Annotated in this window: 15 protein-coding genes and 1 tRNA gene; 6 read left to right on the top strand and 10 right to left on the bottom strand. The window is 65.2% G+C overall.

All coding sequences use genetic code 11. The annotated features are described in order from the left end of the window. Nucleotides 1-19 precede the first annotated feature (19 nt). The 5 genes from glyA to XH90_RS14135 form a co-directional block, all read right to left on the bottom strand. Nucleotides 20-1,318, bottom strand: a complete 1,299-nt coding sequence (gene glyA / locus XH90_RS14155; protein ID WP_194482049.1) for a serine hydroxymethyltransferase — start codon at nt 1,316-1,318, stop codon at nt 20-22. A 64-nt stretch (nt 1,319-1,382) separates the two neighbouring features. Beyond that, the gene (locus tag XH90_RS14150; RefSeq protein WP_305853188.1) at nt 1,383-2,177 is read right to left on the bottom strand and encodes an amino acid ABC transporter ATP-binding protein; all 795 of its coding nucleotides are present in this window, start codon (nt 2,175-2,177) and stop codon (nt 1,383-1,385) included. After that, on the bottom strand, nt 2,174-3,307 hold the full coding sequence (locus XH90_RS14145; protein ID WP_194482048.1) for an amino acid ABC transporter permease: 1,134 nt from the start codon (nt 3,305-3,307) through the stop codon (nt 2,174-2,176). The genes XH90_RS14150 and XH90_RS14145 overlap by 4 nt, the downstream gene beginning before the upstream one ends. Next, nucleotides 3,304-4,497 carry an ABC transporter permease subunit gene (locus XH90_RS14140; RefSeq protein WP_194482047.1) on the bottom strand — a complete coding sequence of 398 codons (1,194 nt, stop codon included), beginning with the start codon at nt 4,495-4,497 and terminating at the stop codon, nt 3,304-3,306. The genes XH90_RS14145 and XH90_RS14140 overlap by 4 nt, the downstream gene beginning before the upstream one ends. A gap of 53 nt (nt 4,498-4,550) precedes the next feature. Continuing rightward, complete coding sequence (locus XH90_RS14135; protein ID WP_194482046.1) at nt 4,551-5,579, bottom strand: transporter substrate-binding domain-containing protein; 1,029 nt, start codon at nt 5,577-5,579, stop codon at nt 4,551-4,553. Between the two features lie 190 nt (nt 5,580-5,769). Here XH90_RS14135 and XH90_RS14130 point away from each other — a divergent pair, with 190 nt between their 5' ends. Next, on the top strand, nt 5,770-6,678 hold the full coding sequence (locus tag XH90_RS14130; protein WP_194482045.1) for a LysR family transcriptional regulator: 909 nt from the start codon (nt 5,770-5,772) through the stop codon (nt 6,676-6,678). A 103-nt stretch (nt 6,679-6,781) separates the two neighbouring features. Here the strand turns inward: XH90_RS14130 and XH90_RS14125 are convergent, their stop codons facing one another. Both XH90_RS14125 and cysE read right to left on the bottom strand, forming a co-directional pair. After that, nucleotides 6,782-7,000, bottom strand: a complete 219-nt coding sequence (locus tag XH90_RS14125; RefSeq protein ID WP_007602550.1) for a DUF3126 family protein — start codon at nt 6,998-7,000, stop codon at nt 6,782-6,784. 123 nt (nt 7,001-7,123) lie between these two features. Then, nucleotides 7,124-7,948, bottom strand: coding sequence for a serine O-acetyltransferase (gene cysE / locus XH90_RS14120; RefSeq protein WP_092293945.1), 825 nt, complete (start codon nt 7,946-7,948; stop codon nt 7,124-7,126). Nucleotides 7,949-8,225: 277 nt separating this feature from the next. Here cysE and XH90_RS14115 point away from each other — a divergent pair, with 277 nt between their 5' ends. Next, entirely contained in the window at nt 8,226-9,602 is a 1,377-nt protein-coding gene (locus XH90_RS14115) for a hypothetical protein (RefSeq protein ID WP_194482044.1), read from the top strand. Here the strand turns inward: XH90_RS14115 and XH90_RS14110 are convergent. After that, nucleotides 9,588-10,343 (bottom strand): alpha/beta fold hydrolase, encoded by a 756-nt coding sequence (locus XH90_RS14110; RefSeq protein ID WP_194482043.1) that lies wholly within the window; start codon nt 10,341-10,343, stop codon nt 9,588-9,590. The genes XH90_RS14115 and XH90_RS14110 overlap by 15 nt on opposite strands. A 35-nt stretch (nt 10,344-10,378) precedes the next feature. Then, entirely contained in the window at nt 10,379-11,515 is a 1,137-nt protein-coding gene (locus XH90_RS14105; RefSeq protein WP_194482042.1) for a hypothetical protein, read from the bottom strand. A gap of 319 nt (nt 11,516-11,834) precedes the next feature. Between XH90_RS14105 and XH90_RS14100 the strand changes: the two genes are divergently transcribed. Beyond that, nucleotides 11,835-12,080 (top strand): zinc-finger domain-containing protein, encoded by a 246-nt coding sequence (locus tag XH90_RS14100; RefSeq protein ID WP_007602543.1) that lies wholly within the window; start codon nt 11,835-11,837, stop codon nt 12,078-12,080. Nucleotides 12,081-12,099: 19 nt separating this feature from the next. After that, nucleotides 12,100-13,302, top strand: a complete 1,203-nt coding sequence (locus tag XH90_RS14095) for an FAD-dependent monooxygenase (RefSeq protein WP_194482041.1) — start codon at nt 12,100-12,102, stop codon at nt 13,300-13,302. Here XH90_RS14095 and XH90_RS14090 read toward each other — a convergent pair. Further along, entirely contained in the window at nt 13,299-13,709 is a 411-nt protein-coding gene (locus tag XH90_RS14090) for a twin-arginine translocation pathway signal (protein ID WP_194482040.1), read from the bottom strand. The two genes, XH90_RS14095 and XH90_RS14090, sit on opposite strands and share 4 nt — an antisense overlap. A 172-nt stretch (nt 13,710-13,881) precedes the next feature. Here XH90_RS14090 and XH90_RS14085 point away from each other — a divergent pair. Then, a tRNA-Leu gene (locus XH90_RS14085) sits at nt 13,882-13,970 on the top strand. Nucleotides 13,971-14,655: 685 nt separating this feature from the next. Next, nucleotides 14,656-15,906, top strand: coding sequence for a multidrug effflux MFS transporter (locus XH90_RS14080; RefSeq protein WP_194482039.1), 1,251 nt, complete (start codon nt 14,656-14,658; stop codon nt 15,904-15,906). Nucleotides 15,907-15,929 lie beyond the last annotated feature (23 nt).

The following is a 15,929-nucleotide window of genomic DNA, read 5'->3' as shown; positions in this document are numbered from 1 at the left end:
CTCGTCGAATGCGCTCGCGTCAATCGACAAAGGACGGAACGGGATGGGTCGCAGCCAGCTCCTTGAGCCTGCGAAGCCGCGCCGCATTGACCGGAGCCTCCGGTCCGGCGCGCAGGATCTCCGCGACCTCGCGGCCAAGTCTCATGGCCTCGGCCGTATCGAAACCGCGGATCGTCAGCGCGATGCTGCCAAACCGGAAAGCGGTGCGTGGTTCGCCTGATGGCCCCGGCGCACGCATCGCGTTGCCGACGATCCCGTGGGCGCCGAGCCCCGCGACCAGCTCCGGCTGCGTCCAGCTCTCGCCGGTGTAAGCCATGATCATGTGCGAGTCCGTGCCGCCGGTGTAGAGCTCGATGCCGCCTTCCTGCAGGCCCGCACCGAACGCCTTTGCATTCGCGACGACATCGCGCATGAGCTGTGCGAATGCCGGTCGGGTGATCATCTCCATCTGCACCGCCCGCGCCGCGATCATGTTCGAGGCGGCCGGGCCCTGCAGACCAGGATAGACGGCCGCGTCGATGGCTGCGCCGAAACGCTCCCTGGCGAAGACGAAGGCGCCGTTACGCGGTCCGCAGAGCGTCTTCTGCGTCGAGGTCGTGGACACGTCGGAGAACGGAACGGGATTGGCATGGAGGCCCGCGGCGATCAGCCCCGCGACATGGGCAATGTCGGTGAAGAGCAGCGCATCGACCTCGTCGGCAATGGTCTTCAATCCCGCGAAGTCGATCTCGCGCGGATACGAAGACGGGCCGGCGAGCAGTACATGTGGCCGCGTCCTGCGCGCGAGTTCGCGGGCCTGATCCAGGTCGATTGCGCCGGTGCCGGTGACGCCGAACGAGGCCACCGAGCGGTTCGCGCCAGTAATATGACGCATGGCGCCGTGACTGACATGGCCACCGGCGAGCTCGTCGAAGGTCAGCAGCCGCGCGCCTTCGGCCGGCAGGATCGCGCGCAGCACCGCGACATTGGCGATGGTCGAGGACAACGCCTGCACGTTGACGTATTCGGCGCCGAAGATCGCCTTCGCCCTGTCGATGGCGAGGTTCTCGATCGCATCGAGCTCTTCGCAATTGGCGACGCTGCGACGGCCCGGCAGGCCCATCGGCGCCCGGTTGACGAGATGCGTCCCCTCGATCTGTCGCAGGCCAAGCGGCGCGTAGGATGCCGACGCGATCATGTTGAGGGACGACGTCTCCCTCTTCCGATCCTGGTCGATCAGCGCGACGACGTCGGCACCGATCTGATGGGCATCCGCGCCGAAGAGATGGGGCCAGTTGGCATCGTCTGAATGGGCTTGAGCGGCCGTCGAAAGTGACATGGGTGATCCTCTTTCCAGGTGATCGGAATGCGCGTGGTCCGCGCGTGCTCGGGGCGGCGCTACGTCAGTGACGCAGCACGCGCGACAGAAAGGTTTTGGTTCGTTCATGCGTCGGTCGGTCGAAGATCTCGACCGGCGTGCCGATCTCCAGGATGCGGCCGTGATCGATGTAGACGACGCGGTCGGCGACCTCGCGCGCGAAACCCATCTCGTGGGTCACGATCATCATGGTCATGCCCTCGCGTGCGAGCTCGCGCATGACGTCGAGCACCTCGCCGACCATCTCGGGGTCGAGCGCCGAAGTCGGCTCGTCGAACAGCATGATATGCGGCTCCATCGCCAGCGACCGCGCAATTGCGACCCGCTGCTGCTGGCCGCCGGAGAGCTGGGCCGGAAGCTTGTGGGCGTGGTCGCGCAAGCCGACCCGCTCGAGCAGACGCAACGCGTGCGTCCTCGCCTCGTCAGGCTTGCGGCCGCGCACGCGGATCGGCGCTATCGCGACGTTGTCCAGCGCGCTCATATGCGGGAACAGATTGAATTGCTGGAACACCATGCCGACGCCCTTGCGGATTCTCGCCAGCTCCTTCTCGCCGCCGATCGCGCGATCGGCTTCCGTCGGCATGCTGAAACCGTCGACCGTCAGCCGACCGCTCTGGTACATCTCCAGACCGTTGACGCAGCGGATCAATGTCGACTTGCCGGAGCCGCTGGCACCGATGATGACCACGACTTCGCCGCGCCCGACGTCGAGATCGACATCCTTCAGGACATGGAACGCGCCGAACGATTTGTTGAGCCGGCCGATGCTCACGATGACTTCGCGCGACGCGGCGGTTTCCGGAATCTGGATGGCGTTCATCGTGATCCCCTTGCGAGATGGGCCTCTAAGCGGCGCGAGGCGTAGGTGATCGCCCCGCCGATGGCGAGATAGACGGCGAACAGGAAGACGTAGATCTCGTAGGTCCGGCTGCTGTTCTGCGGATCGGCGAGGATCATCTGGCCGGCGCGCAGGAAGTCGGTCAGGCCGATGATGAAGACCAGCGTCGCGCCGTTGAAGATGTCGAGGATCTGTCCGACTAGCGAAGGAACGACGACGCGCAGCGCCTGCGGCAGGACGATGTCGACGTTGAGCGTCCAGCTGCTCATGGCGAGCGAGCGCGCCGCCTCGATCTGCCCCCTGGGAACGGCCTGAAGTCCGCTGCGAACGTATTCGGCGACATAGGCCGCGAAGAAGAGCGCGAAACCGGCCATGCCGCGCAGCAGCCCCGGAACGGAGGTATCCGGTGCCAGCAGCGGCACGATGATCCAGATCCAGTAAACCACGAGGATCAGCGGCACCGAGCGCATCGTCTCGATATAGGCGGTCGAGATCACGCGCAGGCTCGCGATGCGGCTTTGCCGGCCGAGCGCGAGCAGGATTCCGAACGGCAAGGTCAGGATCGAGACCGCGATCGTCAGGACGACGCTGAGCAGCAGGCCACCCCAGACCTCGAAGCCCGGCGGCGAGAGCACGACGAAGATCGCGACGACGCCGGCGAGAAGCCCCGACATCACGATGCGCTGGTTCGCAGCCGGACGATAGGCGCCGATCCATGCCGCGATACCGATCACAGCGCTGGCGGCCGTCAGCATGCCGGAATGCAGGTCGATTGCGGCTGCCACCGCCGCCGCGATCAGGATCCCGACCAAGCCAACCGATGCGAGCGCAGTGCGCCCCGGGCGGAGTGAAAGGCCGAGGCCAGCGCCGAACATCGCGCAGAGGATCGCGACCGAGACCCATGCCCGCCACAGCTGATCAGCGGGATAGATGCCGGTCATCAGCACCTTGAAGCTGCCGCCGACGACCTGCCAATGCGCGTCGATCAGTGCCCAATGAGCGAAGGCATAGGCCGCCCAGGCCAGCAGCGGGATGATGACCAGCGACAGCGCGGCATCGAACGGTTTTGCGAAGAGATTGCGGTGGACCCACCGCAGCGCCAGCGTGCTCATCGCGCCCTCCGTCCGTTGACGCGCGCGTTGATGCCGTTGACACAGGCGCTGATGATCCAGCTCAGCGCGAGATATGTCAGCATCACGATCACGACGCCTTCGAGGTTTCGCCCGGTCTGGTTCGAGACGGTGCCGTAGACGTTGAACAGGTCAGGGAAGCCGATTGCGATCCCGAGCGAGGTGTCCTTGGTCAGGCTGATGTAGCGGTTGGCGAGCGACGGGAGCACGATGCGAAACACCTGCGGAAGGATGATGTCGCGCAGCGTGTGGGAACGCGACAGGCCGAGCGAGGCAGAGGCTTCCCACTGCCCCTTCGGCAGCGCCTCGATCGCACCACGGACGATCTCGGCGACATAGGCCGAACTGTTGACGACGATCGCAACGAGGAGCGCCGTCATCTCGGGCGAAATGGAGAAGCCTCCGCGCGCGCCAAAGCGCGTCGCGACCGGAAGGTCGAGGCCGAGGGGAAAGCCGACCAAGGCGGCTGCAATCAGGGCCGAGATCGCTGCCGCCAGCAGGATCAACCGCGGACGCGATCCGCCCAGAACGACGCAGGCGACAAGCAGGGCGAAGGCGGCCGCGAGCAATCCCCAGGACGCAGCGCCGGCGCGCTCGGAGATCGCAAGGCCGGGAAGGAACACGCCCGACCGACTGGCCAGCAGGCCGCCGAACCAGTTCGAGGCGGCATTCGCGGGGGGAAACCTCAGGACCACCGCGAAGTACCAGAACACGATCTGAATCAGCAACGGCGTGTTGCGGACGGCTTCGACCAGCCCAAAGCAGAGATTGCGCACCAGCCAGTTCGTCGACAGGCGGCCGATGCCGACCAGCGTGCCGAACATCGTGCAGAGGACGATCGCCGAGAGTGCGACCTTGAGCGAATTCCAAAGACCGGCAAACAGCGCTTGCAGATTGCTATGCGATGGCGAGAAGGACTCCAGCACCGGCCAGCCGCCCACGAACGACGGGACGACGCCTTCGCTGAGCGAGAAGTTCGCGCCATGGCCGAGATAGCCGAACGAGAACTGGATGCCCTTGCGAGCGAGCGCCTCGCGAACGGCGAGACCGAGCCAGATGACCAGCCCCGCCACCACGATGACGATCGCCGCCTGCACCAGCCATTTGGACGCAATCAGCAGGCCACGACGCGCCGGCGGGATGCTGTGATATTCGGCGATCTCTGTGCTCACGCTGCCCTCCCGAGATCGAGGCGAGCCTGCCGGCTCGCCGATGATCATGTGGCTCAGTTCCACGGAGGCGAATATTCGGCACCACCCTTGGTCCACATCGCGTTGGGCGTGCCGGCACGATCGATGAAATACGGCGTCTTGGGTCCGAGATTGCGATCGTAGATCTCGCCGTAATTGCCGACTGACTTGATCATGCTGGCGACGAAATCGTCGGCGACGCCGAAATCCTTGCCGAAGCCGTCCTTCACGCCAAGGAATTTCTGCACGAAGGCGCTCTCGTCCTTCATCCTGTCGGACAGATTGGCTGTCGTGATGCCCCACTCTTCCGCCTGGAACAGCGCGAAGGTCGCCCATCGCAGGGCATTGCGCCATTTGGAATCGTTGGCGATCACGAAGCCTGCGAACGGCGATTTGTTCAGGGTCTCCGGCAGGATCGTGTAATCGTCCGGCTTGCCCGAGTTGCCGCGCCAGGCCGCGAGCGCGGATTTGTCAGTCGACATCGCGTTGCAGCGATCGCTCTGGAGCGCACCAAACAGCTTCTCGAGGTTCTCGAAGGTGAGCACCTTGGTGGTCTTGAAGCCGCGCTGGCGAACGAAGGCGGCGAGCGTGGCTTCGGTGCCGGAGCCCTGCGTCGTGCAGATCGTCGCCCCGTCGAGCTCCGCGACGGATTTCACACCGGACGCCGACTTCACCATCATGCCGGTGCCGTCGTAGAAATTGATCGGCAGGAAATCGACGCCGATCGCGGATTCGCGAACCGGCTTGATGGTCGTGTGGGCAAAGACGACGTCGGCCTGCCCGGTCTGCAGGGCGTTGAAGCGGCTCTTGTCGGTGACGATGACGAAGTTGACCTTGCTGGCATCGCCGAGAACGGCCGCGGCCATGGCGCGGCAGAAATCGGCATCCAGGCCTTCGATCTTGCCGGTCTTGGTGTTGAGGTAGCCGAAGCCCGGCGCCGTGTTGTCGGTGCCGCAGTTCAGCGTGCCGCGCTGCTTGACGTTGTCGAGGACGGAGGCGGATGCACCGCTCGCCCACAGCGATGCTGCGGCAAGCGCAGCGACCAGAAATTTTGAATGAGCCATCCGAGAACCCCTCTCCTGTTGTCGTCCAACGCATCTCAGTCGGGCCTGGGATTTGCTCCTCTTGTGAGGACCCGAACTGCTCTGGGGTGAGGCTACTGCCGCAAAACAATTCTGGTCTACTTAATTAATTTTGCGATATACATTAAAAGAAATGCATGATTGAGTTCTGAGCACTTATGGGAGCTGACGAATGGATTTCGCCCGACTCCGCACGCTTCGTGAGCTTTCGCTGCGAAAAACAATGGCAGCGGTGGCGGAGGCCTTGCTGATCTCTCCGTCGGCCGTTTCGCAGCAAATCGCGCAGCTCGAGGACGAGACCGGCGTCGAACTGGTCGAACGCAGGGGCCGCGGCGTCCGGCTGACGCCGGCTGGACAGCGACTGGCTGATCATGCCGGACGCGTCATCGGCGTCCTGGCGGAAGCGAAGACCGACCTTGCGGAGCTGAAGAAGACGATCGCCGGCGAGCTGCGCGTCTCGGCATTTCCCTCGGTCGCGGCATCTCTGATTCCGCCGACGATCCGCGCGATGTCGGCGCGCTTCCCCGATCTCGCGACGATCTTCGAGGAGCTGGAGCCCGACGACAGCCTCGCTGCCCTGCGCGCCTGGCAGACGGATGTCGCTGTCGTCGACGACCTCACCACGTCGGCGAGCCTGTCGGAGACGCAGGTCGAGATGCTGCATCTTCTGGACGACCACCTTCATGTCCTGCTGCCGCACGACCATCCCCTGGCCGAGCGGCCTCACCTCACCCTGCCCGAGCTCGCGACAGAGCGATGGGTTCTCGACACGACGTCAGCCACCTACGCGGACGTGATCGTCGGCGCCTGCCGCAATGCCGGCTTCGATCCCATCGTCAATGCCCGCTGCCACAGTTTCGAGGTGGTCCGGGCCATGGTCGAGGCCGGCTGCTCGGTCTCGATCAATCCGGGGCTGCGCGGGCGCGATCATATCGGCAACCTGCGCCTCAAGGAGATCAAGCCGATCATCACACGGCGGATCTTCGCCGCGTTTCGCACCGGCGAGAGGCGCAATCCGGCGATCGCCGCCTTCGTAGGAGAGCTTCAAACGTTGGCGACATCGATGACGGCGCGGCGATGACGTGCTGGCTATCATTGCGAGCGCAACGCAGTGCGTCCGGGACTCGAGAGGACGCCGCGCACGGCGAAGACTCCGCTCCGCTCGCGACGATGGCGTTCGAAAATTATTCCTGATCGACCAGATCGTCCTCGAGGATCGCCATCTGGAACTGGAACGAGCGATCATCGTCCTCGTCGTCGACGAACAACACGCCGATGAATTCCTCGCCGATATAGACCTCGGCGGAATCGTCCTTCTTCGGCCGCGGCACGACGCGGATCTTGGGATTGCCGAACACGCGCTTCAGATACGCATCTAGCTTTCTGACTTCTTTGACGTCCACGGCAAGTCTCCGATCGAAATTGGCTGGCCGCGTTTTAGGACGAGATGCGGCGAACCGCCAGCATGAATTGCCAAAGAATTTGGGGACGAAAAGGGCCGGAGAATCCGGCCCTTACTCACACGCTCAAAGACCCATCGCGTTTATCATCTGGTCCATGGTGCGCGACGGCTCGGCGCAACCGGCCTCGCCGACGATCTTCGCCGGCACGCCGGCGACCGTGACGTTGTGCGGCACGGGCTTGACCACGACCGAGCCGGCCGCGATGCGCGCGCAATGGCCGATCTCGATGTTGCCGAGGATCTTCGCACCGGCACCGATCAGCACGCCGTGGCGGATTTTGGGATGACGATCTTCGTTCTCCTTGCCGGTGCCGCCGAGCGTGACGCCGTGCAGGATCGAGACGTCGTCCTCGATGACGGCGGTCTCGCCGCAGACGAAGCCGGTGGCATGGTCGAGGAAGATGCCGCGGCCGATGCGCGCGGCGGGATTGATGTCGGTCTGGAATACCGCTGAGGCGCGGCTCTGCAGGTAATATGCAAAGTCCTTGCGGCCCTTCAGATAGAGCCAGTGCGCGAGGCGATGGGTCTGGATCGCATGAAAGCCCTTGAAGTAGAGCAAGGGATCGATGAAGCGCGAGGTCGCGGGATCGCGGTCGTAGACGGCGACGAGATCGGCGCGGAAGGCATTGCCCAAATCAGGATCGTCGCGCAGCGCTTCGTCATAGGTCTGGCGCACCAGGTCGCCCGAGAGCGCAGAATGATCGAGCCGGTCGGCGACGCGGTGGATCACCGAATCCTCGAGGCGGCTGTGATGCAGCACCGTCGAATAGATGAAGGTCGCAAGCTCGGGCTCGCGGTGGACGATGTCCTCGGCTTCGCCGCGGATCCGGTCCCAGATCGGATCGAGCGTTGCGAGCTTTCCTCCCGGATTGACCTGATGCACTGCCATGGAATCTGCTCTTTCGAATGGGCTGGTTTTGTTGGTTCTATAGCACAGTGTAGACGACAAAGTCCTGACGGGCTTGCCTGAGAGTGAACAGCGCCTTGCTCCGCGAAAGCATGCCAACGCGTTGAAACACAACGGGTTCTTCCGGCGTCCCCAGGCGGCAAGGTCGGCTTGAAATGGTCAGAGTCCCGCCAAATTCAAGCCGGCCTCCGTCAAACTATTGGTGAATTTCGCCCCGACCAGTATTGCGGGCATGGTCCGGCAGAGGACGGGAACAGCTTTGAGCATCACCACCGATCAATTGCGCACGCGCGCCGCGGGTACCTTTTGGCTGCGGCTGGCGGCGGTGACCCTGCCCCTCCTCATGATCGCGCCCGCGTTCTGGAACGGCTATCCGCTGTTGCAATGGGATACCGGCGGCTATCTGGCGCGCTGGTACGAAGGCTATCTCGTCCCCAGCCGCTCCACCGTGTTCGGCCTCTATCTGCACTATGGCGAAGGTTTCGGCTTCTGGACCAACCTCGCGGTCCAGTCGCTGGCGACGCTGTGGCTATTGCAGCTGACGCTGCGCGTGCTCTCGATGATGCAGACATTCCGCTTCGTCGCCATCAGCCTGCTGCTGATCCTGTCGACGGCGTTGCCGTGGCTCGCCAGCATGCTGCTGACCGACATCTTTGCCGGACTGTCGGTGCTGTCGCTGTTCCTGCTGATCGTCGGTGGCGATCGCCTCTCCGGGCTCGAGAAGGGCGCGCTGTTCGTCTTCACCGCCTTTGCCGCCGCGACCCACAGCGCCACGCTCGGCGTGCTGTTCGGGCTCTGCGCCGCCGGCTGGATGATGCGGCCGTTGCTTGGGCCTCGCCTGCCGATTGCCGGATTGACCCGGGCGAGCCTGACGATCGTCGCCGGCAGCTTGATGCTGGTGTCGGCCAACCACGCGCTGTCGGGCGAATGGGCCTGGACACCCGGCGGCACCGGCGTTGCCTTCGGCCGCATGATGCAGGACGGCATCGTCGCGCGTTTTCTCAACGATCATTGCCCGCACGAAAACTTCAAGCTCTGCCCCTATCGCAACGAATTGCCCGCGACCGCCGACGAATTCCTCTGGGGCAAGAGCGTGTTCAACGAGCTCGGCCGCTTCCACGGACTGAACGACGAGATGGGCACCATCGTCGAGCGGTCGCTCGCCGACTATCCGGCCTGGCAGGCCGGCGCGGCGCTGCGGGCAATGGGCCAGCAATTGCTGCACGTGGCGACCGGCGAAGGCGCCAGCGTCTGGATCCCGCACACCTACGGCATCATCGAGCGCTACATCCCGGCGCAGGTTGCGCCGATGCGCGCGGCGCGCCAGCAGCATTGGGGACTCAATTTCGACTACGTCAACTGGCTGCACGTGCCGGTGGCGCTGCTCTCGATGCTGGGGCTGCTCGTGCTGCTCGGACACGCCCTCGCCCATCGCCGGCTCGACGATCTGACGCTGCTGGCCGCGACCGTGACGCTGGCCCTGCTCGGCAACGCCTTCATCTGCGGCGTGATCTCCGGGCCGCACGACCGTTACGGCGCGCGCATGGTGTGGGTCGCGACCTTCGTGGTGCTGATGGCGCTATTTCGCTCGGTCGGAGACGAAGAACCCGCGGATGAAACCTCAGCCGCGGCGTGAGAGGAAGTCGAGCACGCCCGATTTGTAGACCTTGTCGCCGACCGCGCGCATGTGATCGCGGCCTGGAATATCCAGCACTTCCGATCCGGGAATGATCGCGCCGAGCGCACTGGCGGAGCCCGCGACGTCGTCGGTCGAGCCGACCGCGATCAGCACCGGCACGTCGATGCGCGCGGCTTCCTGCTCGGTCATGAGATCGCGCGTGCCGCGCAGGCAGGCGGCGAGCGCTCGGCGGTCGGAACGGGTCTGATCGGCGAAGGCGCGAAAGGTGCGCCCGACGGGATCGGTGACGTCGTCGAGCGAGGGCGCCTCCAGCGCCTCGGCGACGTTCTCGCCGGGCCCGGTGCCCTCGATCAGGCCGCCGATGCCGATGCCGCCGAGGATCGCCGAGCGCAGGCGCTGCGGCTCGTTCAGGCCGAGCCACGCGGCCATCCGCCCGCCCATCGAATAGCCCATGATGTCGGCCTGCGGGATGGCGAGATGGTCCATCAGCGCGAGCACGTCGCCGGCCATGGTGGGGATCGAGTACTGCGCGGCCTCGTAGAGCTTTGCGCTGTCGCCATGGCCGCGATTGTCCAGCGCAATGACGCGGCGGCCGTTCTTGCGCAGCTCCGAGACCCAGGTCGGATAGACCCAGTTCACGTTCTTGCTCGAGGCGAAGCCGTGCACCAGGATGATCGGGTCGCCCTCGCCTTCGTCGAGATAGGCAATTTCAACGGCGCCGTTGTGAAAGCTCGGCATCAGCAGTTCCGGGAATGTTGTGGGGACGATTGATCTTAGGCCGTGGCGGTCGAATTCGCCAGAGCGGCTTCGGCCGCGAGCTGCGCCCGGCGGAGCCGCCGGGCCCGCCTGCGATCGCACCAGCCTTGCGTCAGGCGCTCGGTGGTCGCCTTGATCGAGGCCAGCAGGCCGAACAGCGTTAACGCCGCACCGAGCAGCCACAGCGCAAGGTCGAACGCGCCGCCGACCAGCAGCAGCGCGCCACGGCCGAACAGCTTCAGGATCGCGCGCGTCTTGCTCCCTTGCGCTTCCGCGAGCCGCGCCGCGCGCGCGACGTCCTTGGGCCCTTCGGCGATGCGCAGCGTGTCCATGGCGCCGCGCGTGCCTGATTTCTCGGCCACGCGCGTGACGTCCTTGCCGAGCCGCACCAGCGCGCCCGCTTTCTCGACGCGGAACGCGGCCTTGATCGCATTCACGGTCGCGCCCGGCCGCAGCACCGAGCCCGAGGCGACCGCGTTCTGCAGCATCGGCGTGTCCACCACCTCGCGCGCGGACCGGCCGGCCCATTCGGCGAGACCTTCGCCGAGCCGTCCGACCTTGCGGGCATCCTTCACCAGCGTCAGCCCGGCGCGTACAGGCGCGGCACCGCCGGCGGACACGTAGGTCACCGCCGTCACCGCGAGGCCCGCGGTGGCGAGACCGAGCACGAGGCGATCGGTATCCTCGCCCATGGCGAGATGCTTGCCCTCGCGCACGACGTCCCTGACGTCGCCGATCACGAAGAGATCGCCGGCGACCGTGCCCGACAGGCTCGCGACATCGTCGGCATTGCCGGTGACGAGACCGGTGGCAAAGCGCCTGGCGAAGTGCGAGGTGGAACGTTCCGCTTTGACGGCATCGCCGACCCGGCTGAGGAGGTCGTCGGGCAGCGCGATGTTGCGATCACGCGCGAGCGTGACGAAGCTGTCGGCGAGATCGGCGTCACCGGCACCAAGCGCGGCCTCGATATTGTCCTGGACCAGGCGGTCGTTGTTCGCGAGGGCCGCGTCGAGCTCGAGCTCGGACAGCGCCGCCGGATCGTCCTTCGCGGCGAGGACAGCGCCAGCCTGCCGGGCATGCGGCACTACCTGCGCGAGCACAACGCTGCATGCAGCAATTCCTGCCAAAGCTGAGCTGATTCGCAGCCACTTCATGCTGAAAGCCTGGACATTCGCGAAATCTTTTGCGTCGGCCGTTCGCGCCCGATGGTTGGTCTTTCGTCGCAATTCCGCGTGTCCGCAGACATAGTATGCCAAAATTGCGACACAACGTCCCCGACGAAAGAAGGGCTTCTCTGAGGCGACAAGATTGTGTCGAATTTGCATGAGCAAATGAGCATGGGGCAATTGCGATCCTTTCGGTTCCACCGGGCTAGCAATCAACTGCACCCATCAGTATGGTCCGCCGCGTCGATAATATGCCGCGTCACTGCTGATTGTGTCTGCCGCCATTGCCACTCCAGGATGAACTACGATGTCCGACCATGTCGTCCCGCACTTCCATAACGATGCCGGTGTCCCCGTCATCGAGATCGGCTCGCAAGAGTTCATGTGCGTGGGCGCCAATCCTCCGTTCGACCATCCGCACGTGTTCCTGGACCTCGGCAACGACAACGAGATCATCTGCCCGTACTGCTCGACGCTGTACCGCTTTGCCGCCGACCTGAAAGCTGGCGAAGCCCGCCCCCCCGAATGCGTGCTGAAGGACAAGGTGGCCTGACCGCTTCCTTGGGTCAGGGGTGGCCCTCCCGCGAACGATCGTCATAGCCGGTGCCGGAATCGGAGGACTGACGGCTGCGCTTGCGCTCGCGCGGCGCGGTTTTCGCATCGTCGTGCTTGAGAAGGCCGAGCGTCTCGAGGAAGTCGGCGCCGGCCTGCAACTTTCCCCCAACGCCAGCCGCGTGCTGGTCGAGCTTGGCCTTACCGAGCGGCTCAGGCTGCGCGCCGTCGTCCCGGACGCAGTCTCGATCATGAGCGCGCGCGCTGGCGGCGAGCTGTTGCGGATGCCGCTCGGCGAAGCTGCGTCCGCGCGCGCCGGCGCCCCCTATTGGGTGGTGCATCGTGCCGACCTGCAATCGGCGCTATCGGGCGCGGTCGCCGACCATCCCGATATCGACCTGAAGCTGGGCGCGACCTTCGAGGATGTCGCCGCCCATGCCAAGGGACTGACCGTGGTCCATCGCAGCGGGACGATCCGCCGCAGCGATCTCGCCAGCGCCCTGATCGGCGCCGACGGCATCTGGTCGACGGTCCGCCAGCATCTGTTCCCCGAGGTGCAGCCGCGCTTCTCCGGCCTGATCGCCTGGCGCGGCACGCTCGATGCCGCGCAGCTGCCGAAAGATCTGACCGCGCGGCGGGTGCAGCTCTGGATGGGCCCGAACGCCCATCTCGTCGCCTATCCGATCGCAGGCGGCCGGCAACTCAATGTCGTGGCGGTGCTGCCGGGCACCTGGAACAGGCCGGGCTGGAGCACGCCGGGCGATCCTTCCGAGGTGATGGAGGCCTTCGCCGCGCCGGGCTGGCCGGCGACGGCGCGGATGATGCTGGCCGCCGTCGACAGCTGGCGCAAATGGGCGCTGTTCGGCGTGCCCGAAGGCTGCCCGTGGAGCAAGGGCCCGATCGCGCTGCTCGGCGATGCCGTGCACGCGATGCTGCCGTTCGCCGCGCAAGGCGCCGGCATGGCGATCGAGGATGCCGCCGTGCTGGCCCGGCATCTGAGCCTCGAGGCCGCCGAGGACGCAAGCGGCGTCGCAGCGGCGCTCAAGCAATACGGCCTGATGCGACAGGCTCGTGTCAGGAAGGTACAGCGGACCGCGCGGCAGCAGGGTCGCATCTATCATCTCGGCGGCCCGTTCGCGATCGCGCGCGATCTTGCGATCCGTACGCTCGGGCCGGAGCGCATGCTGGCGCGACAGGACTGGATCTACGGCTGGCGCGCTTAGCGCTTCGGAGCCGGCTTGATGTCCGGCCGCTGTGGCGTCGAAGGCGCCGGCGTCGCGTCAGGCGGCGTTTCCCGGCACCTGTTGCGGCGCCACGCGTCGTCCGCCATCTGCGCCGAGCCTCGGACCGCGACGTAGTCGTTGCGATAGGCAAGCTCGGACACGACGGCACCGCCGGTCCCGGTCTCCGCCTTGTCCATCAGCTTCTGCAATTCCGTGGTGCGCGCCGCGAGCGCCTTGCGCTCGCCCTCGAGCTGCTTGCAGTCGTACAATTCGTATTTGGCGGGATCGGCGAAGGCCGGGGCGATCGTCTCGCTCACGCCGGCGCAGCCGGACAGCGCGAAGCCGGCCGCAGCCAGCGCGGCAACCGCACAACAGGCGCGGACGGAAGAGGAGAGCGAAGCAGGCATGGGCGGAAAAATAGTCCCCGTGAATTGAGAATGCCTAAAGCAGGGCCAGATGTCGGGATTGAGGCTTTGCCTTGTGCCGCCGGCTCGCTTAAGGAAGAACCCCCTGTCCGGCGCGAAAGCGCCAATTCCAGACGGCCGGACGGGACTTAAGTGTTTGATCTCGTTGGATCAAGCGGGCATGGCGAAATTGGTAGACGCAAGGGACTTAAAATCCCTCGGCTCGCAAGAGCTGTGCCGGTTCGACCCCGGCTGCCCGCACCAACGCATGACGCCCCGGAGCTGAGAGGGCCTGCGCAGCAAGATGCCGGACCACGCCGTCGAGGTCATGCCTTGTCGATTTATCTACGCCCGCACGATGTTGGCCGCCCCCGACTGAATTGAGTGCACTGCGAGGCGCGAGGCGAGCTCGAGATTGGGAGCAGAGACATCGTGAAGGGGAAGGCCTTGTCGTCGTGACAACGGAGAAGCTGCGCTTCTGCCTTACGGCAGTGCGAGCCGAGTTATGAGCGCACTGCTTCAAAGAACCGAAGCAGTAAGACGAGGACCGCTTTGATTTCATTCCAAGCGATTGCGACAAGCGCGAAGGACGCAGGGTCCTTGACGACGGCAGCCGCTCCGAGCGCAATCAATGCCGCGAAGACCACCAGCGCGAAAAGGATGCGTGTCCAATGTGGCGCTGGAAAATTGCGGACCGTTACCGGCGGAAGCAGCGGCCAGCCGCGCACTTATGGCGATTGCCGATAGCGGACAATGCAAAACACATGATCATCGGCGCTCGACCCGGTCGAGCAGGCCGGTCGTGCGAGCTGATCTCAGGCTTTTCGGCTCGAGGCCTCTTCACCATTTGTTGTCCGTCCCCGGCCCCGCCGGACAGCCATCCCGAAACATGGGTTGTGCAATGCAGCATGGGCCTTAGATTTAGCCTCTGAAATCAGAGGTGAGCTGCTTGTCCGACGTCAATGCCGACGACTGGGTGTCTTCCGGACACCGCCCCATGGGTTTTCCCGAATTCGTTGTCGTGATCGCGTCCATCATGGCGCTGAATCCGCTCGCGATGGACATGATGCTGCCGGCACTGCCCAACATCGGGGCGGCCTTCGGCATTCCCAACGCCAACCATCTCCAACTCGTGCTGTCGACCTTCCTGATCGGCTTCGGCGCAGGGCAGTTCATCATGGGCCCGTTGTCCGACCGGTTCGGACGCCGGCCGGTGCTGCTCGGCGGCATGGCGGTCTATGCCGTGGCGAGCGTGCTCGCGGTCGCCGCGCCCTCGTTCGAAACGCTGCTGCTTGCCCGCGCGCTGCAAGGCCTCGGTACCTCGGCGACGCGCGTGATCGCAACCTCGATCGTGCGCGACTGCTATGCCGGCCGCCGCATGGCGAGCGTGATGTCGCTTGCCATGATGATTTTCATCGCGGTGCCCGTGATTGCGCCCTCGTTCGGGCAGGCGGTGCTGCTGGTCACGCATTGGCGCGGCATCTTCGTCGTGCTGATGTTCTACGGCATCATCGCGCTGGCCTGGAGCGTGTGGCGGCTTCCGGAGACGCTGCCCGAGACGGAGCGCAGGTCGCTCGCGCCTGCCGACGTGCTCTCGGCCTTCCGCCAGACCGTCACCAACCGCCAGACCATCGGCTATGCGACCGCCGCGGGCAGCGTGATGGGCGCGCTATTTTCCTACGTGTTCTCCGCGCAGCAGGTGTTCACCGGCATCTATCATCTCGGCCATTATTTCCCCCTCGCCTTCGCCGCGATCGCGGCCGGCACCGCCGTCGCCGGCTTCCTCAACGCGAAACTGGTGGGGCGGCTCGGCATGCGCGTGATCTCGCACGGCGCGCTGACGCTCTATGCCGCGGTGGCCGGCGTGATGCTGCTGACCGAGATCCTCGGCGTGCTGCCGCTGCCCCTGTTCATGGTGCTGTCGGCGCTGATGATGTTCTCGTTCGGCATGATGGTCGCCAATTTCACCGCGCTCGCGATGGAGCAGCAGGGCCACATCGCCGGCACCGCCTCCTCGCTCTACGGCTCGATCACGACTCTGATCGGCATCGTCGTCGGCACGGCGATCGGCCAGAGCTTCGACGGCACGCTGCTGCCGTTCTCGGTCGGCTTCTTCCTGTCGACGCTTGCGGCGCTCGCGATAGTGCTGGTCGTGGAGAAGGGGCGGCTGTTCAAGCCGCATCATCGCCCGATCGTGTGAGGAACTTCAAAGCCGTCTTCATG

Source organism: Bradyrhizobium sp. CCBAU 53338 (genome assembly GCF_015291665.1).
In the GTDB taxonomy this organism is placed as follows: Bacteria; Pseudomonadota; Alphaproteobacteria; order Rhizobiales; family Xanthobacteraceae; genus Bradyrhizobium.
The sequence above is the reverse complement of the archived record's forward strand: the minus strand, read 5'-3'. Positions and strand labels throughout refer to the sequence as shown.